This is a genomic window from Intrasporangium zincisolvens, from assembly GCF_034724055.1.
GTDB classification, from domain to species: Bacteria; Actinomycetota; Actinomycetes; order Actinomycetales; family Dermatophilaceae; genus Monashia; species Monashia zincisolvens.
The window spans coordinates 608,466-625,284 of sequence record NZ_JAWIIL010000003.1; the positions used below are offsets into that span (position 1 = coordinate 608,466).

At 73.6% G+C, this 16,819-nt stretch carries 17 protein-coding genes; 12 read left to right on the plus strand and 5 right to left on the minus strand.

Features of this window, described 5'->3' with window-relative positions:
• Position 1: 1 nt before the first annotated feature.
• Positions 2 to 826 (minus strand): maleylpyruvate isomerase N-terminal domain-containing protein, encoded by an 825-nt coding sequence (locus RY076_RS11290; protein ID WP_323097831.1) that lies wholly within the window; start codon positions 824 to 826, stop codon positions 2 to 4.
• A gap of 157 nt (positions 827 to 983) precedes the next feature.
• Between RY076_RS11290 and RY076_RS11295 the strand changes: the two genes are divergently transcribed.
• The 4 genes from RY076_RS11295 to RY076_RS11310 all read left to right on the plus strand — a co-directional run bounded on the left by RY076_RS11295 (position 984) and on the right by RY076_RS11310 (position 4,072).
• Complete coding sequence (locus tag RY076_RS11295) at positions 984 to 1,934, plus strand: proline dehydrogenase family protein (protein ID WP_323097834.1); 951 nt, start codon at positions 984 to 986, stop codon at positions 1,932 to 1,934.
• Positions 1,935 to 1,995: 61 nt separating this feature from the next.
• Positions 1,996 to 2,802, plus strand: coding sequence for a pyrroline-5-carboxylate reductase (gene proC, locus RY076_RS11300; protein WP_323097836.1), 807 nt, complete (start codon positions 1,996 to 1,998; stop codon positions 2,800 to 2,802).
• A gap of 15 nt (positions 2,803 to 2,817) precedes the next feature.
• The gene (locus RY076_RS11305) at positions 2,818 to 3,393 is read left to right on the plus strand and encodes a GNAT family N-acetyltransferase (RefSeq protein ID WP_323097838.1); all 576 of its coding nucleotides are present in this window, start codon (positions 2,818 to 2,820) and stop codon (positions 3,391 to 3,393) included.
• Between the two features lie 148 nt (positions 3,394 to 3,541).
• On the plus strand, positions 3,542 to 4,072 hold the full coding sequence (locus RY076_RS11310; protein WP_323097840.1) for a GNAT family N-acetyltransferase: 531 nt from the start codon (positions 3,542 to 3,544) through the stop codon (positions 4,070 to 4,072).
• Between the two features lie 63 nt (positions 4,073 to 4,135).
• Here the strand turns inward: RY076_RS11310 and RY076_RS11315 are convergent, their stop codons facing one another.
• A complete protein-coding gene (locus tag RY076_RS11315) occupies positions 4,136 to 4,540 on the minus strand; it encodes a YrdB family protein (RefSeq protein ID WP_323097843.1) in 405 nt (134 codons plus the stop codon).
• Positions 4,537 to 5,205 (minus strand): potassium channel family protein, encoded by a 669-nt coding sequence (locus RY076_RS11320; protein ID WP_323097845.1) that lies wholly within the window; start codon positions 5,203 to 5,205, stop codon positions 4,537 to 4,539. The genes RY076_RS11315 and RY076_RS11320 overlap by 4 nt, the downstream gene beginning before the upstream one ends.
• 56 nt (positions 5,206 to 5,261) lie before the next feature.
• Between RY076_RS11320 and RY076_RS11325 the strand changes: the two genes are divergently transcribed.
• The 7 genes from RY076_RS11325 to RY076_RS11355 all read left to right on the plus strand — a co-directional run bounded on the left by RY076_RS11325 (position 5,262) and on the right by RY076_RS11355 (position 13,490).
• On the plus strand, positions 5,262 to 6,458 hold the full coding sequence (locus RY076_RS11325; RefSeq protein WP_323097848.1) for an acetoin utilization protein AcuC: 1,197 nt from the start codon (positions 5,262 to 5,264) through the stop codon (positions 6,456 to 6,458).
• A 590-nt stretch (positions 6,459 to 7,048) separates the two neighbouring features.
• Positions 7,049 to 7,873 (plus strand): hypothetical protein, encoded by an 825-nt coding sequence (locus tag RY076_RS11330; RefSeq protein WP_323097850.1) that lies wholly within the window; start codon positions 7,049 to 7,051, stop codon positions 7,871 to 7,873.
• A gap of 185 nt (positions 7,874 to 8,058) precedes the next feature.
• Positions 8,059 to 9,420: an aspartate--tRNA(Asn) ligase gene (aspS, locus tag RY076_RS11335; protein ID WP_323097854.1), complete on the plus strand. Its 1,362-nt coding sequence runs from the start codon at positions 8,059 to 8,061 to the stop codon at positions 9,418 to 9,420.
• A 207-nt stretch (positions 9,421 to 9,627) separates the two neighbouring features.
• Positions 9,628 to 9,828 (plus strand): helix-turn-helix domain-containing protein, encoded by a 201-nt coding sequence (locus tag RY076_RS11340; RefSeq protein WP_013491514.1) that lies wholly within the window; start codon positions 9,628 to 9,630, stop codon positions 9,826 to 9,828.
• 271 nt (positions 9,829 to 10,099) lie between these two features.
• Positions 10,100 to 10,198 (plus strand): 30S ribosomal protein bS22, encoded by a 99-nt coding sequence (locus RY076_RS11345; RefSeq protein ID WP_003792170.1) that lies wholly within the window; start codon positions 10,100 to 10,102, stop codon positions 10,196 to 10,198.
• A gap of 293 nt (positions 10,199 to 10,491) precedes the next feature.
• On the plus strand, positions 10,492 to 11,520 hold the full coding sequence (locus RY076_RS11350) for an NAD-dependent epimerase/dehydratase family protein (RefSeq protein WP_323097856.1): 1,029 nt from the start codon (positions 10,492 to 10,494) through the stop codon (positions 11,518 to 11,520).
• Positions 11,517 to 13,490 carry a 1-acyl-sn-glycerol-3-phosphate acyltransferase gene (locus RY076_RS11355; protein WP_323097859.1) on the plus strand — a complete coding sequence of 658 codons (1,974 nt, stop codon included), beginning with the start codon at positions 11,517 to 11,519 and terminating at the stop codon, positions 13,488 to 13,490. The genes RY076_RS11350 and RY076_RS11355 overlap by 4 nt, the downstream gene beginning before the upstream one ends.
• Positions 13,491 to 13,735: 245 nt before the next feature.
• Here RY076_RS11355 and RY076_RS11360 read toward each other — a convergent pair whose 3' ends face one another.
• Together RY076_RS11360 and RY076_RS11365 are read right to left on the minus strand one after the other, a co-directional pair.
• Positions 13,736 to 15,091 (minus strand): DUF5667 domain-containing protein, encoded by a 1,356-nt coding sequence (locus RY076_RS11360; protein ID WP_323097861.1) that lies wholly within the window; start codon positions 15,089 to 15,091, stop codon positions 13,736 to 13,738.
• A gap of 413 nt (positions 15,092 to 15,504) precedes the next feature.
• Positions 15,505 to 16,347 carry an RNA polymerase sigma factor gene (locus tag RY076_RS11365; RefSeq protein WP_323097864.1) on the minus strand — a complete coding sequence of 281 codons (843 nt, stop codon included), beginning with the start codon at positions 16,345 to 16,347 and terminating at the stop codon, positions 15,505 to 15,507.
• 127 nt (positions 16,348 to 16,474) lie between these two features.
• Here RY076_RS11365 and RY076_RS11370 point away from each other — a divergent pair, with 127 nt between their 5' ends.
• Entirely contained in the window at positions 16,475 to 16,771 is a 297-nt protein-coding gene (locus RY076_RS11370; RefSeq protein ID WP_323097866.1) for a glutaredoxin family protein, read from the plus strand.
• The last annotated feature ends 48 nt before the right edge of the window (positions 16,772 to 16,819 follow it).

The window sequence follows — 16,819 nt, forward strand, 5'->3', positions numbered from 1 at the left end:
TTCACCACGCCACCGAAACCGTGTCACGCCACCAGCGCTCGAGCGCGTCGACGGGCTCGGCGTCGGTGCGGCTCCACAGCCGCAGGAACAGCTCGACGGCGCCTCCGATCCAGGCCACGTCGGCGCCCGCGTCCAGCGCCTCGACGTCGGTGAGGCGGGTCGTCGTCGCCGGGCGGTCGGGGGCGAGGTCGAGCAGCCAGGCGAGCGACGCGTCGTCGGGCCGCACGAGCACGCGCGCGGCCCGTTGCGGCTGGGCGCCCTGCTTGCGCCGCGGCACGAAGCCGGCGAGCAGCTCGTCGATGCCGTCCGCGGCCAGGCGCGGGCGCAGCCACGTCTCGTCGGCGCGGGGCGCCCGGCCGAGGCGGGCCGCCATGGCGTCGACGGCGTGCACCGACGTCTCGAAGCACTGCCGCCGCGTCCAGAAGAGGCGGGGTGCGGGCGCGTCGTGCAGGAAGGTGAGCGCGTCGAGGTCGTCGGGTGCGTCGGCCAGGGCCTGCAGCAGGCCGGTGGCGCCCTCGTCGAACCACTCGAGCACGTCGACCGCGGCCCGCCCCTCGGCCTCGAACCGCTCAGGGTCCTGCTCCGGGGCGCCGCGCACGTGGCTCGTGGCCCAGCGGTGCACCATCCCCTGGTGGGTCACGAGGTCGAGCACCGTCCAGCCGGGGCACGTGGGCACCGACGCGTCGAGGCCGGCCGAGCCGGCGTTGCCGCGCAGCACGGTCGAGGCCGTGCCGAGGCCCTCGCCGAGGTCCTCGAGGGTCAGCCCGGAGGCCAGCGCGGAGGCGTGGCTCGACGGGCCGGACGCGTCGGGGGAGTGCTCGCTCACGGCCCCGAGTCTGCCGCACCGGACCGTCCCGCGGCCGGTGGCGACCGCCGGTCGACGGCGGGCGTGGACGGAGCACCCGGCCTGCGGCGGTAGATTTCGCCCGAGGGACGGCCACCGCCGCCCGTCCGTACCGCCCGAGAAACCCCGGAGGCCCGCCGTGGACGCCAGCGACCTGCTGCGCAACTCCCTCCTGCAGCTGTCCAAGCAGGAGAAGATCCGAGACGTCATCGAAAAGGCGCCCGTGTCGCGCTCGGTCGTCAAGCGCTTCGTCCCCGGTGTCGACCGCGCCGACGTCGTCGGTGCCGCCGCCGAGATCACCGCCTCCGGGCGGCTCGCGACGATCGACTACCTCGGCGAGGACTGCCTCGAGCTCGCCCAGGCCGAGCACACCCGTGACGCGTACGTCGGGCTCCTCACGGGCCTGTCGGACCAGGGGCTGACCCAGGGCGGCGCCGTCGAGGTCTCGCTCAAGCTGAGCGCCCTCGGCCAGGCCCTGCCCGGCGACGGCGACAAGATCGCCCTCGACCACGCCCGCGAGATCTGCACGGCGGCCGAGCAGGCCGGCACGACGGTCACCCTCGACATGGAGGACCACACGACCACCGACCGCACCCTCGAGTCGCTGCGCGAGCTGCGCGCCGACTTCCCGAGCGTCGGTGCGGTGCTGCAGGCCTACCTCTACCGGACCGAGGCCGACTGCCGCGACCTCGCCACCGCCGGCTCCCGCGTCCGGCTCTGCAAGGGCGCGTACAAGGAGCCCGAGTCGGTCGCCTTCCAGTCCAGCGCGGACGTCGACAAGTCGTACGTGCGCTGCCTCAAGGTGCTCATGAAGGGCGAGGGCTACCCGATGGTCGCCTCGCACGACCCGCGCCTCATCGAGATCGCCGGGGCGCTCGCGGGCCAGGCCGGCCGCGACCCGAAGTCGTTCGAGTACCAGATGCTCTACGGGATCCGGCCGGAGGAGCAGCGCCGCATCGCCGACCGCGGCGACCAGATGCGCGTCTACATCCCGTACGGCCAGGAGTGGTACGGCTACCTCATGCGGCGGATGGCCGAGCGCCCCGCCAACGTCATGTTCTTCCTGCGCGGCGTCGCCACCAAGGGCTGACGGCTCCGGCGCCACCGCACCGATCCCACCCGACCCGCCCCCACCGGCCGAGGAGGCCACGATGACGACGACCGCGATCTTCGGAGCCGGAGTCATGGGCGAGACGCTCGTGTCCGGGCTCATCCGCTCCGGTCGCCCGGCCGCCGACCTCGTCGTCACCGGCCGCACGCCGGAGAAGGTCGACGCGCTCGCCGGCCGCTACGGCGTCCGGGCGCTCTCGAACGCCGACGCCGCCGACGCCGCGGACACCCTCGTGCTCTGCGTCAAGCCGCAGGACATGGCGGGGCTGCTCGACGAGATCCACGACCACGTGGTGCCCGGCAACGTCGTCGTGTCGCTCGCGGCCGGCATCACGACCGAGTACCTCGAGTCGCGGCTGCCCGAGGGCACGTCGGTCGTGCGCGTCATGCCGAACACGCCGGCGCTCGTCGACGAGGGGATGGCCGGCATCGCGCCGGGCAGCCACTGCACCGACGACCACCTGGCTGAGGCCGAGGCGCTGCTGTCCTCGTGCGGCAAGGTGGTGCGGCTCGCGGAGAAGCACCTCGACGCCGTCACCGCGATCTCGGGGTCGGGCCCGGCGTACATCTTCTATGTCGTCGAGGCGATGATCGAGGCCGGCGTCGTTCTCGGTCTGCCCCGGGCCACCTCGACCGACCTCGTCGTCCAGACGCTCTACGGCGCCGCGACGATGCTCAAGGAGACCCGCGAGCACCCGACGGTGCTGCGCGAGCAGGTCAGCTCGCCCGGTGGCACAACCGTCGCGGCGCTGCGCCAGCTCGACGACCACAAGGTGCGCGCCGCGTTCGTGACGGCGATGGAGGCCGCCGCGGCCCGCAGCAAGGAGCTGGCCTCCGGCCAGGGCTGAGAGGACGCTGGTCGCATGGACGGCACGAGCGGCCCGGGCGAACCGGGCGGAACGGGCGGCGCCGGCAGCCCGGCGGGCCAGGGCGCCGGCCACCCGGCGATGCACCTGCACACCGTCGGCCCCGACGACTGGGAGAGCCACCGCGACATCCGTCTCGAGATGCTGGTCGCCGCGCCCGACGCCTTCTGGTTCACCCACGCCGACGAGGCCGTCTACGACGAGGCCGACTGGCGCGATCGGATCGAGGGTGCGTGGCTCGTGCAGGCCCGCGACGCGTCGGGGGTGCTCGGCAGCGCGGGGCTCGGATCGCACTGGGAGCCCGAAAGAGCTACCGTCGCAACGCTTTTCGGCATGTACGTCGCACCACGTGCCCGAGGGCGCGGTGTGGGCGAGGCCCTCGTGCGCGCCGTGCTCGACGAGGCCAGGAGGCGCGGCAAGTCCGAGGTGGTCCTCGAGGTGACGAGCAACAACCCGGCCGCGCAGGCGCTCTACGAGCGGTGCGGCTTCGCGGTCACGGGCGCGACGCACCCGCACCCGCGCCGCGGGGAGCTGCACGAGGTCGAGATGGTCGCCCGGCTCACCGACGCCTGAGGGGGGTCGCCCCGCCCCGAGCCGATGCAGGTGGCCACCGGGATCGTCGCCGCCGGCCGACGCGTCGGAGAGGGTGTGCTGACCCGGGCGGCAAATGTTCACGCCCCCGCGGGTGCGCGCCGTCGGGGCTTCGTGCGAAGGTTGCTCCATGACCGAGATCACCGTGCGCCCGCTGGGCGAGGACGACTGGCAGGACTACCGATCGGTCCGGCTCGCCGCCCTGCGCGAGTCGCCCGAGGCGTTCGCGGCCTCGATCGGCCAGGAGGAGTCCTACGGCGAGGATCTCTGGCGCGAGCGCATGCGACGCTCGGCGCGCCTCGTCGCCGAACGCGAGGGCGACGCCGTCGGTGTCGTCAGCGTCGGCACCGCCAAGAGCGACGAGGAGGGCTCCGCCGGAGAGCTGTTCGGCCTGTGGGTGCACCCCGAGGCGCGTGGCTCGGGCGTCGCCACGACGCTCGTCAAGGAGGGCGCGCGCCTCGCCACCGAGCGCGGGCAGACCCACCTCGTGTACTGGGTCGGCACCGAGAACGGCCGCGCCGTCGCCTTCGCGAGTGGCATGGGGTTCCGCCCCACCGACTACCGCCGGCCGATGGGCGTCGTCAGCGAGGAGGACGGCGAGGAGGAGATCGCCATGGTCCTTCCGCTCGGGGCCGACCGCAGCCCCGCCCTGCACCTCTGAGCCCGTCGATCAGCTGACGTCGCCCCAGCCGGGGCGGCGACGGTGCCGGATGACGGCGTGGGGTCAGGACGGCATCGACCGGCGCCCGAACGGGGCCGTCGCCGCCCACAGCAGCGCGAGGGCCAGCGCCCAGCCGGGGTGCCCCGCGCGCACCAGGCCGCCCGCGGCCGCCGCGAACAGCACGACCTCGACGCCCAGGCGGGCCGGGTCCTCGAGCCGGTGCCCCGCCCGCGGGGCCACCCACCGGCCCCACACCACGGCGGCCAGCACCGGCAGCGCGACTGCGACGACCACACCGACCGCCGCCCCGGCCCTCGCGCCCGCCGTCCAGCCGCCCACCCCGAGGGCCGCGAGCATCCCCAGCTCGGCGGCGAACCGTCCGGCGCCGACGAGCAGCCACGGACCGGTCGGCGTCGGAGGCACCGACGAGCCCTCGCCCGACGCCCCGCCGACGCGGCGGGTGCTCACGGCCGCGCGGCGAAGCGCTCGATGAGCTCGGTCGGGCCGCTGACGATGAGCATGTGGTGCGCCGAGATCTTCGTCTGCGGCACCGCGTAGGTGAAGTCCTCGCCCGGAGCCTTGACCCCGACGATCGTCACGCCGTACTTGCGTCGCACCGCGCTCTGCTCGAGCGTGAAGCCGATGGTCTCGCTCGGCGGCTTGAGCTTGACGATGGCGAACCCGTCGTCGAACTCGATGTAGTCGAGCATCTTGCCGTTGACGAGGTGCGCGACGCGTCGGCCCGAGTCGGCCTCGGGCGAGATGACGTGGTGCACCCCGATGCGGCTGAGGATCCGCTTGTGCTCGGGGGAGAGCGCCTTGGCCCAGATCGAGGGCACCCCGGCGTCGACGAGGTTGGCCGCCGCGAGCACCGAGGACTCGACCGAGGAGCCGATGCCGACGATGGCGATCTTCGGGCTGGCGTCGCGGATCATCTCCAGGGCCGAGGAGTGCGCCATGTCGGCGTGCACGACCTTGGCCACCTTGTTGACGTAGGACTCGGCGATGCCGTTGTCGCGCTCGACGGCGATGACCCGGTGCCCGAGACGCGTCAGCTCGAGGGCGACGGCGGAGCCGAAGCGTCCGAGTCCGATGACGATGACGTCGTCGTCGAACAGGCGGTTGCGGGCCATGTGAGATACCTCTTTCGCGGGGCTCGCGCCTCCTCGGACGCGATAGCGTCTCAATCATGCCAAGTCAGGCTCGGGTCGTCTGGGACTCCTCCTTCACGCGGTACGACTTCGGGCCGACCCACCCCATGGCGCCCGTCCGCCTCGACCTCACGGCGCGCCTCTGCGACGCCCTCGGGGTGCTCGACGCACCGGGCGTCGAGGTCGTCGGTGCCGACCCGGCGCCCGACGCCCTCCTCGAGACGGTCCACGACGCCGACTACGTCGCAGCCGTGAAGGCGGCATCGCAGGACCCCGCCTCGGCCGACGGGTCCTACGGCCTCGGCACCGACGACGACCCCGCCTTCCGTGGCATGCACGAAGCGAGCGCCCGCGTCGTGTCCGGCACCGTCGACAGCGTCCGGGCCGTCTGGGAGGGCGCCGCCGAGCACGCCGTGAACTTCACCGGCGGCCTGCACCACGCGATGCCCGGCGCCGCCAGCGGCTTCTGCGTGTACAACGACATCGCCGTCGGCATCCAGTGGCTGCTCGACCACGGGGCTGAGCGCGTCGCGTACATCGACGTCGACGTGCACCACGGCGACGGCGTCGAGAGGATCTTCTGGGACGACCCTCGGGTGTTGACGATCTCGGTGCACGAGTCCGGCCGGGCGCTCTTTCCCGGCACCGGCTGGCCGAGCGACATCGGCGGCAAGGGTGCCGAGGGCACCGCGGTGAACGTGGCGCTGCCCCCGGGCCTCACCGACGCCGGCTGGCTGCGCGCCATCCACGCCGTCGTCCCCGCGGTCGTGCGGTCCTTCAAGCCCGACGTCCTCGTCACCCAGCACGGCTGCGACACCCACGCCGAGGACCCCCTCGCGCACTTCGCCGTCACCGTCGACGCCCAGCGCGCCACGGCCGACGCGTTCCACCGCCTCGCGCACGACGTGTGCGACGGGCGCTGGGTGGCGCTCGGCGGCGGGGGCTACGAGGTCGTCGACGTCGTGCCGCGCACGTGGACGCACCTGACGGCGATCGCGGCGCACGCCCCGATCAAGACCTCCGTCGAGGTTCCGCAGGACTGGCGCGACCACGTCGAGCGGGTGTTCGGCCGGCCCGGTCCGCGGCGGATGGGCGACCTCACGGCAGAGGACGGCCCGCTGTGGTGGCGGTCCTGGGAGATGGGCTACGACCCGGCCAGCGAGGTCGACCGCGCCGTCATGGCCACGAGGTCGGCCGTCTTCCCGCACCACGGCCTCGACATCCACTTCGACTGAGCCTTCTGCGCTCCGCTTCGCTTCGCGCGTGCCGCGGCGCCCTCCAGGCGTCGCCTTCCTCCGCTCCGCTCGCTCGTTCCTCGCTCGCTCCGCTGCGTCCAGGCGACGCCGGCGCCGCGGCTGAGCCATCTGCCCTCGCTTCGCTCGCGCGTGCCGCGGCGCCCTTGAGCCGTCGCCTTCCTCCGCTCCGCTCGCTCGTTCCTCGCTCGCTCCGCTGCGTCCAGGCGACGCCGGCGCCGCGGCTGAGCCATCTGCCCTCGCTTCGCTCGCGCGTGCCGCGGCGCCCTTGAGCCGTCGCCTTCCTCCGCTCCGCTCGCTCCTGCTTTCGGCGCTCGCTTCGCTCCGCGCGTGCCGCGGCGCCCTTTAGGCGTCGCCTTCCTCCGCTCCGCTCGCTCGTTCCTCGCTCGCTGCGCTGCGTCCAGGCGACGCCGGCGCCGCGGCGGAGCCATCTGCCCTCGCTTCGCGCGCGCGTGCCGCGGCGCCCTTTAGGCGTCGCCTTCCTCCGCTCCGCTCGCTCGTTCCTCGCTCGCTGCGCTGCGTCCAGGCGACGCCGGCGCCGCGGCGGGCTGTCCGGCCCTAGGATCGCGCGAGTGTCCGACGTCGACTCCTCCACGAGCCCCGCGTCCTTCCCGGACCGTCCGATCCGTGCGATCCGTACCGGGACCACCCCGCCCACGGCGCAGCTGGTGCTCGTCGCGTTCTTCGTGGCCCTCGCCGTGGGGTGCACGGGGTGGCTGTGGTCGACGATCGCGCCCGACCTGGCGATCAGGGCCAACCCCGTCACCGTCACTGACGCCGATGTCGAGGGCTCCTGCCACGTCAAGAAGTTCGCGCTCGCCGACTGCTCGGTGACGCTGACCTACGTCGTCGACGGCCAGACCCACGTGGTCGCGCGTGACTACTTCTGGGTCGACTTCAGCAAGCACGACTACACGACCGACGTCGTCGTGGCCGCCGACGACCCGGCGAGCGCCACGGCGTCCGTCGCGCTAGAGAAGCTGCCGAACCGGATCCTCACGGCCGTCGGACTCCTGCTGCTCTTCCTGGGGTGCGCCGTGGTGCCGCTGCGCCACTTCCGTCGGTCGCGCCGCGCCCGTGCCAGTTACGCGACCGAGCAGCCGCTCCGCTTCGTGCCGGTGCCGGTCGTCGGCGTGCAGGAGGTGTTCCTCCGCGGCAAGGCCTACCGGTTCACGGCGCCGGACGGCAGCGGGTCGAAGCACACGAGTCTCATCACCGACAAGGAGGTGGCTCCCTACCGCCTCGCCGACGGGCGTCTGCTCGCGGCGGTGGCCGAGGGGGAGGACCCGATCCTGCTCGACCAGGGACTCACGCGACTCGACCTCACCGACGAGGAGCGAGCCCGGATCGCCACAGCCGCAAGCGCGCTCGTCGCGGCACCGGCGGCCCAGCACTGAATACCGGCTGGCCACCCGGTGTGTCGTCGTCGTACCCTTTCCAGCACGGCGACGACGGGCCTGACGATCCTGAGCCGAGCACGACAAGAGGTCACCGCACTTCCGCGGTGGCGAAGGTGTGGTGGCACAGCGACATTCCCCATCGCCCACACCTCCGGGGCACGAACCCACCGGAGGTGAACGGAATGCAACCAACCCCAGCGACCGTCACGACGCACGTGACACCCACCCCTGAAGGATCTGCCGGCGCCGGCGGCCCGGCCCGCGTCCTCGCGCGCGACCTCGCTACCGTCGGTGACGGCGGCGCAGCCGTGCTCATGGGCTGGGTGCACCGACGGCGCGTCCTCGCCAGCGTCAGCTTCCTCGTCGTGCGCGACCGCTCGGGCCTGGCCCAGGTCGTCGTGCGCGAGCCCGAGGCCCTCGCAGCCCTCGCGTCCGTGCCCGAGGAGACGACGGTCCGGGTCACCGGCCGCGTCAGTCTCAACCCATCGGCACCCGGCGGCGCAGAGCTCGTCGAGCCGGTGCTGGAGGCCCTGACCGAGCCGGCCGAGGCGCCGCCCGTCGAGCTGTGGCGCCCGACGTTCGGGGCCGGGCTGCCGACCCTCCTGGACCACGCGGCCGTGACGCTGCGTCACCAGCGCCACCGTGCCGCCTGGGCCATCGCCGCGGCGTCGATGCGCGGGTTCCGTTCTGCGCTGGGCGAACTCGAGTTCACCGAGATCGCCACTCCGAAGCTCGTCGGCACCGCCACCGAGTCCGGGGCCAACGTCTTCACCGTCGACTACTTCGGGCGCACGGCCTACCTGGCGCAGAGCCCGCAGCTCTACAAGCAGATGCTCGTCGGGGTGTTCGAGCGCGTCTTCGAGGTGGGCCCGGTGTTCCGCGCCGAGCCGCACGACACGGTGCGCCACCTCGCGCAGTACACCTCGCTCGACGCCGAGCTCGGATTCGTCCGCGACCACCGCGACGTGCTCGCGGTGCTCCGCGAGGCGGTCGCCGGCATGGTCGAGGCGGTCCGGCTCGACGCCTCCGACGCCGTCGCGACGCTCGGCATCGAGCTGCCCGTCGTGCCGGAGCAGATCCCGGTGGTCCATTTCAGCGACGCGCTGGCACTCGTCGGCGCCGACCCGGACGAGCCCGACCTCAGCCCCGCCCACGAGCGTGCCCTGGGGGAGTGGGCGATGGCCGAGCACGGTTCGGACTTCCTTGCCGTGGAGGGCTATCCCATGGCCAAGCGGCCGTTCTACACGCACCCGCAGCCGGGCGACGAGCGGTGGAGCAACAGCTTCGACCTGCTCTTCCGCGGCCTCGAGCTGACGACCGGCGGGCAGCGGCTGCACCGGCCGTCGGACTACGCGGCGGCGCTCGCTCGCACCGGCAACGACGCCTCGCTCCTCGCCGGCTACCTCGACGCCTTCGCGCACGGGATGCCTCCGCACGGCGGCTTCGCGATCGGTCTCGAGCGCTGGGTCGCGCGCCTGACCGGGGCCGAGAACGTCCGCGAGGTGACGCTGTTCCCGCGCGACCTGAACCGTCTGGAGCCCTGACGCACCGGTCGATCGACGTACCGATCGGGCCTCCGGAATCACAGGAGTCTCTCGGCGCGCCTCCTTGCCTTCCCGTGCCGGATTTCCCCGTCCACTTCCCCTCCAGTCACATCTGCCCCTAGTGTTGCTTCTTGCACCTGCGTGCAGTTTCGCCGGAGGGGAAGCCGGCGACGCGCGGATGCACCCAACAGAAGATCGGGGTATCACATGTCGAATGAGCGCCAGCTCGCCGAGGTGCGGTTCCTGACCGTCGCCGAGGTCGCCTCGATCATGCGCGTGTCCAAGATGACGGTCTACCGGCTCGTCCACGGCGGGGAGCTCCCTGCCGTCCGGGTCGGCCGCTCCTTCCGGGTTCCGGAAGACGCGGTGCACAAGTACCTGCAGACGTCGTACATCGACACCGCGTGACATCAGCGTCACACCGCACCAGAGGGCGGTCCGGGCCACACGGCCCGGACCGCCCTCTTGTCGTCCCAGCCAGGTGTGGTCGGGGCTCGCGTCGAGGTCGCGTCGCGCGTCACGTCCAGTCCGTCAGGCACTGCTTTTGGGTTCGACGCCGCGCACACGCTAGGCTGTGAAGCCTGTTCGGCTCGTGACACATCGACTGCACTGCCTTTGGCGGTGTGTCGACGCAGGTCGGCACGTTCGTCAGCAATCCAGTCGCACGACAAGGACAACCATGGGCTCTGTCATCAAGAAGCGCCGCAAGCGGATGGCGAAGAAGAAGCACCGCAAGCTGCTGCGCAAGACGCGTCACCAGCGTCGCAACAAGAAGTGACCTGACTCCTCCCGGAGTCATCCGTCGCGGGCCCGGCCCGGGACACCGTCGACCCTCGCCCGACCTCGGGTGGGGGTCGTTCGCGTCTCCGGGGGCGGATGACGGTCACGAGGGCCCGCATCCCGGGGCCTGTGCGACGAGACGCACACCGCGTCGCGCGGCGCGGACGGGGGAGTGCTGGGTAGGCTTTCCAAGGACGAGGGAGCCGGCGCTCCGGCGCCCGGGCCCGACCGTCGCACCCTGCTGACCGCCGAACCCGAGGACTGGAGGAGCCGATGGCCAAGGTCGTTCTGGTGACCGGAGTCTCCCGGTACCTCGGCGGCCTCTACGCGCGGCGTCTGTCGGCCGACCCGGCCATCGAACGCATCCTCGGCGTCGACGTCGTGCCCCCGCGGCACTCGATCGGCCGCGCCGAGTTCGTCCGGGCCGACATCCGCAACCCGATGATCGGCCGGATCATGGCGCAGGCGAAGGTCGACACCGTCGTGCACATGAACGTCATCGCCACCCCGAAGGACACCGGTGGCCGGATGACGCAGAAGGAGATCAACGTCATCGGCACGATGCAGCTGCTCGCCGCGTGCCAGAAGTCGGAGTCGGTGAGCCGCCTCGTCGTCAAGTCCTCGGCCGCCGTGTACGGCTCGTCGCCGCGTGACCCCGCGGTGTTCAGCGAGGACATGAGCCCCAAGGCCATGCCGCGCGCCGGCTTCGGCAAGGACTCCGTCGAGGTCGAGGGCTACGTGCGGGGCTTCTCCCGGCGACGCCCCGACGTCGAGATCACGATGCTGCGCCTGGCCAACGTCGTCGGCCCGAGCATCCACACCGCGCTCACCGACTACTTCGCCCTGCCGGTCGTGCCGGTGCCCCTCGGCTTCGACGCGCGCTTCCAGTTCCTCCACGAGGACGACGCGACGGCCGCCATGATCCTCGCGACCACGGGCCCGGCGGTCGGCATCGTCAACGTCGCGGCTGACGGCTTCCTCACCGTCACCCAGTGCACCGCCATCGCGCGCCGTCCCATCCTGCCGGTGCCGCTCGCCGCCGCAGGCATCTTCGGCAGCGTCGTCCGCCGTAGCGGCCTGGCCGACTTCTCCCGCGACCAGCTGACCTTCCTCGCCTTCGGCCGGGGCCTCGACACCCACCGGATGCGCGAGGTCCTCGGGTTCGAGCCGCAGTACACGACGCGGTCGGCCTTCGAGCACTACGCCCACCACCTGCGTCCGGCCGTTCCGGGGGTCGACGGCGTGTCCGACGCCGTCACCGACGCCGCCGGAGGCACGGCCGCCGCCATCGCCCGCGTCTTCGACAGGATCCAGCCGTGAGCCCCGCCCGCCAGGAACCGGACACCCCGACCGGCCCGACCGACGTGACGGGCGCGACCGGCGCCGCCGACGGCACTGACGGCACGTCCGCGGCGCGCCCGCCCGCGAAGAAGACCGCGAAGCAGTCGGCGCCGAAGAAGTCGGCGGCGAAGAAGCCCCCCGCGACGAGGGCCGCGAAGAAGGCCTCGTCGAAGGGGAAGAAAGCGAACGCATCGGCGGGCGCGGCGACAGAGCCCCAGGACGCCGCGGCCCCGGCGACGGCGGCACCCGCGAAGAAGGCCGCGACGGCAGCGTCGAGGCCGCCCCGGGGCGCGTTCGCCGCCGGGGCCGCGCGGGCGTCGGGGGAGCGGCTGCGCCGGTCCGGCACGCCGCTGCTGTCCGCAGACACCGTCGAGCTGAGTGCTGCGCGGCGTCGGCGCGTCGAGCAGGGCGGCCAGGAGCAGGCCGCACCCGTCGAGCCCATCGAGCCCGTCGACCCGGCCGAGCCGGTCACGTCGGCGGCCGAGGACCTCCTCGAGCCGACCGACGCGCCCCCGTCCACCGCGGGCGACGCCCGGACCGACGACGACGCGTCGGCCCCGACGCCGCGGTCCCGACCGAGCCGCGCGGCGATCCGTGCCGGCCGCACCGACCGCACCGAGTCGGCCTCCCGGGCCGCGCACCCGACGGCGGTTCCCACCGACGAGCCCGGTCCGGGCGGACGCCCCCGCAAGCCCGTCGCCGACACGTCCGACCCACCCGGCACGCCCGACGGCACGGCCGATCGTGACACCGCCGCGTCGGTCGAGCCCCCGAGGACGCCGCCCGTGCGGACGCGTCCGCCGCGGCGGGTGCCCCTGCCTCCGGCGTCGACTCCAGCGTCGCCCTCGGTGGAGGAGGTGCGCGAGCGGGCCCGGCTGCGGGCCGTGCCGCCGATCGAGGAGTCCGAGACCGGCGACGTCACCTCCGAGGGTTCCGACCTCGCCAGCGCCCTCGGCCTCACCGGGCTGCAGTCCAAGGCGGAGCGCCTCGTCGGCGCCGTCCTCGAGGCCGCCGAGTTCAGCAGCGAGTCCCGCCCCGGCCCGGCCGAGCTCGTCGAGCTCGCCGTCAACGTCTTCCGCGCGGCGGCGACGTCGGCCGGGCTGCCCGCCGAGGACGTCGAGCGGCAGGTCGCCGAGACCCTCGCCTACCTCCGGCGCCGGCTCACGGGCGACTACACCGTCGACGAGTTCGGCTTCGACGAGGACTACACCGTCCACGTCCACCTGCCGCTGCTGCGCCCGTTCTACCGGTCGTGGTTCCGCGTCGAGGTGCGTGGCATCGAGAACATCCCGGCCGAGAGCGGCGCGCTCGTCGTCGGCAACCACTCCGGCACCGTGGCGATGGACTCGCTCATGACCCAGGTGGCGGTCTACGACGAGCACCCGCAGCACCGGCACCTGCGCATGCTCGGAGCCGACCTCGTCTTCCAGCTGCCGTTCATCGGCACGATGGCGCGCCGGTCCGGCTCGACGCTCGCGGCCAACACCGACGCCGAACGGCTGCTGCGCGGCGGCGAGCTCGTCGGCGTGTGGCCCGAGGGCTTCAAGGGCGTCGGCAAGCCGTTCAGCGAGCGCTACAAGCTCCAGCGGTTCGGCCGCGGCGGCTTCGTGTCGGCCGCCCTGCGTGCCGGGGTGCCGATCGTGCCGGTGTCGATCGTCGGTGCCGAGGAGATCTACCCGATCCTCGGCAACATGCCCGCCGTCGCGCGGCTGCTGGGCCTGCCGTACGCGCCGATCACGCCGACGTTCCCGCTGCTCGGCCCGCTCGGCATGATCCCGCTGCCGAGCAAGTGGCTCATCGAGTTCGGGCCGCCCATCGACACGACGTCCTTCGGTCCCGACGCGGCCGACGACCCGATGCTCGTCTTCGACCTCACCGACCAGGTGCGCGAGACGATCCAGCAGACGCTCTACAGCCTGCTCATGCAGCGCAAGTCCGTCTTCCTCTGACCGTCGCCCGACGCGTCCGTCGCCCGACGCGTCCGCCACCCGACGCGTCCGCCACCCGACGCATCCGCCACCCGACGCGTCCGGCCCCCTCTGCCCACCGCGACGGGCCGAGTGGCCGGATCGACGGGCCGAAACGACGCTGGGGAGGCGTTCGGCCGGTTCGATCCGGCCACTCGACCCATAGGGAGGCGGCAGGAGGCAGCCCCCGGGTGCGCCGGGCACCCAGGCGTTCGCGCCTCAGTGGGTCAGGGCAGGAGCGTCTTGAGCGGGAGGCTCGGGACGGTGACCTTCACCGAAGGCAGCGGGATGGACGGCAGACCGGTGACCGAGACGCCCCCGCCGCCGACGCCGATCGTGCCGCCCGTCGCGCTGACGCTCGGCAGGTGGACCGTGCTGCCCGGCAGGGTGACGCCGCCACCGCCGACCCCGACCGAGGACGAGGACACGCCGACGCCCGGCAGCTGGATGGTGCTGCCGGGCAGGGTCACGCCGCCGGTGACGCCGAGGCCGGGAAGAGGGACTCCGCCGACCCCTGGCACGGTCACCGTGCTGCCGGGTTGTCGCGGGACGGTGGCGCGTGGCGGCGCCGGCGCGGTCGGGCGACTCGCCGACGGCTGGGGGAGCGTGGAGGGGCCGGACGAGGACGACGTGGGCGTGACGACCGCCGACAGCAGCTGGCGCGCCTGGGTGGCGCGGTCGCCGCAGGCCGAGCAGGCGGCGAGCTCGCGCAGCACGGTGACGCGGTTCTGGGTCAGCAGGTCGTGCAGTCGCTGCCAGGACGGGAGGGCCGCGGCGGGCACCTGGTCACGGAGCGCGTCGACCTGCGGGAGCGCCCGGGCGTAGAAGTCGGCGAGCTCGGTCAGCGCGTCGGCCCGGTTCTCGCTGCGGTACGCGTCGAGCAGGAGGGTCTGGGCGCGCGTCGTGGAGTCGGAGGCGAGGTCGAGCGCGGTCTCGACGTCGCCGGCCGCCGGGGTGCCGCGGTCGACGAGGTCGCGGGCCTCACCGATGTGCTGCTCGGCCTGCGCGAGGTAGGTCAGGCCCTGGTCGAACCGCGACCCGGACAGCTGCACGGCCGCCCGGTCGAGCACCTGCTTGACGCCGTACAGGGCGTCGCCCGGCAGCGCCGAGCGCGACGCCCAGCCGAGGGCGCCGCCGACGACGAGCAGCGCCGCGGCGGCCGCGGCGACGTAGCGCAGCGGGCGGGCGGCGACGCGCAGCACCGACACCGTGCCGCCCGTCGGACCGCGGCCGTCGCCCGAGCCGTCACCCGAGCCGTCGGGCTCGGTGTCGACGCCGGACGCGTCGCTGCGGGACTCGGGGCCGCCAGTGCTGGGGGCGCTCGTCGGCGTCAGCGGCTGGGTGGGGGAGTCGCCGGACGGGCCACCGAGGGGGACGACCGGGGCGGCGATGCCGCCGTCGTCCTCGAGGAGCCGGGCCCGCAGGTCGGTGACGAACTCGCGGCGCGGGGCCAGGCCCGCCTGGTCGACCGCGGTGACGGCGTGCACGACCGCGACGAGCTCGAGGATGCCCGGCTCGGTGACCCGCTCGCTCTCGAGGGCACGCTGGAGGAGGTCGGCGTCGGACGTGGGGCCGAGGTCCATCTCTCTCCTCCTTCGGTGCTCGGGTCGTGCGGTCGGTGTCGGTGCGGTGGGCCGGTGGTGCAGGCGGTGTGCTCGGGTCGTGCGTCAGGCGTGGAGCTCAGGCGGCGGACCGCCTCGACCGGCGCGCGTCGGTGCCCTGAAGGGGACCGGCGCCGGAGCCGGCGTCCGCGGCGGCGCCACGAAGGCGCGGCGGACCGGCCGCTGCAGCGTCGGCGTCAGGGGTGCGCGGCGGTGCGCGGTGGCTGCGGGGTGCGGGTGGTGCGTCGTGTCGTGCCCTGCCCTCGGTGTCGTCGGAGTCGAAGTCTCGGTCATGCGCCCCGGGGTGCCGGGGAGCGAGAGGGGCTGCGGTGCGGCCCCACACGAACCGTCCCGCTGTCGTGAGAACGACGCAGGTGCCCCAGGCGTTACGGGGTTCACAGCTCGACCCCCTCGAGGGTCTTGCGCAGGGCCCTCGTGGCCCGCAGCTGCAGCTGCTTGACGGCGCCCTCCGACTTGCCGATGACCTTGGCGGTGTCGGCGAGGCTGAGGCCCTGCAGGAAGCGCAGCGTGATGCACTCGGCCTGGTCCGGGCCCAGGCCGCGGATGGCCTCGACGAGCCGCTCGTCGCGCAGCCGGGCGAGGACCTCGGCGTCGGGGGCGTCGACGCGCTCGTCGGCGTCGCGCATGTCGGCGGTCGTGACCTCGAAGCGGAACTTCGCCGACTTCACGTGGTCGGCGATGAGGTTGCGCGCGATGGTGACGAACCATGCGGCGATGTCGCGGCCCTGCCACGTGAAGGTGTCGATGCGCCGCATCGCCCGCAGGAACGTCTCGGACGTGAGGTCCTCGGCCAGCTGCCGGCTCGCGACGCGCACGAGGACGTAGCGGAAGACGGTGTCGACGTACGCGTCGTAGAGCTGGGCGAAGGCCTCGCGGTCGCCGCCCTGGGCAAGCTCGACGAGCGCCGTGATGCGGGCCTGCTCGGCGACGTCGCGCTCGAGGGTGCGGGTGCCGCGGCCTCCCGGTCCGGTCGCGCGGCCGGCACCGCCCTGGCCGCCGAGGGTGAAGCGCTCGGTGGCACCGTCCTCGAGGGCGGCCCAGATGGCATCGAGCGCCGAGCGCCACGACGGCAGGACCGGGACGAGGGGCCCGGTGCCGAGCGTGGCAGCACCGAGGGAGCCGGTCGCGAGGGCAGGGGAGGACAGGGCCGCGGCCGGGACCGTCCCCGGTGCGGCACCACGTGGCTGCCGGCGTGCCGGCGTCCTCCTCGTGCGCATCCGTCACAGTCTGGCCCAACATGCGCCCGGATCACAGTGCGTTCGCCCGATGTGACCGATCTGCTACCGATCGGTAGCGCGCGGCGTCCGCCCCGGGGCCCCGAGGCAGGCGACCTACAGTGGGTCCATGAGCACGACCGACGGTCCCGGCACCAGCCCGACGGACGCCGGGGGCAGCGCTCCGCCGCCCCGCGTCGTGCTGCTCGGGCGCGAGGGCTGCCACCTGTGCGACGAGGCCCGGGCCGTCGTCGAACGGGTCACGGCCGACCTCGGTGTGACCTGGCAGGAGCGCTCCGTCGACGAGGACCCGGACCTCGTGCGGCGGTACGGGGAACAGATCCCGGTGACGTTCGTCGACGGTCGCCGGCACGACTTCTGGCGGGTGGACGAGGCGCGCCTGCGACGCGCCCTGGCGGAGGGGTGAGGGGGACCGGTGCCCGGGGGCGTCTCTACGTCTGATAGGCCCGTCACG

Coding starts and splice junctions, on each gene's coding strand:
- proC (WP_323097836.1), top strand. CDS start 1,996: ATGACGACGACCGCGATCTTCGGAGCCGGAGTCATGGGCGAGACGCTC.
- RY076_RS11305 (WP_323097838.1), top strand. CDS start 2,818: ATGGACGGCACGAGCGGCCCGGGCGAACCGGGCGGAACGGGCGGCGCC.
- RY076_RS11310 (WP_323097840.1), top strand. CDS start 3,542: ATGACCGAGATCACCGTGCGCCCGCTGGGCGAGGACGACTGGCAGGAC.
- RY076_RS11320 (WP_323097845.1), bottom strand. CDS start 5,205: ATGGCCCGCAACCGCCTGTTCGACGACGACGTCATCGTCATCGGACTC.
- RY076_RS11325 (WP_323097848.1), top strand. CDS start 5,262: ATGCCAAGTCAGGCTCGGGTCGTCTGGGACTCCTCCTTCACGCGGTAC.
- aspS (WP_323097854.1), top strand. CDS start 8,059: ATGCAACCAACCCCAGCGACCGTCACGACGCACGTGACACCCACCCCT.
- RY076_RS11340 (WP_013491514.1), top strand. CDS start 9,628: ATGTCGAATGAGCGCCAGCTCGCCGAGGTGCGGTTCCTGACCGTCGCC.
- RY076_RS11345 (WP_003792170.1), top strand. CDS start 10,100: ATGGGCTCTGTCATCAAGAAGCGCCGCAAGCGGATGGCGAAGAAGAAG.
- RY076_RS11360 (WP_323097861.1), bottom strand. CDS start 15,091: ATGGACCTCGGCCCCACGTCCGACGCCGACCTCCTCCAGCGTGCCCTC.
- RY076_RS11365 (WP_323097864.1), bottom strand. CDS start 16,347: ATGCGCACGAGGAGGACGCCGGCACGCCGGCAGCCACGTGGTGCCGCA.
- RY076_RS11370 (WP_323097866.1), top strand. CDS start 16,475: ATGAGCACGACCGACGGTCCCGGCACCAGCCCGACGGACGCCGGGGGC.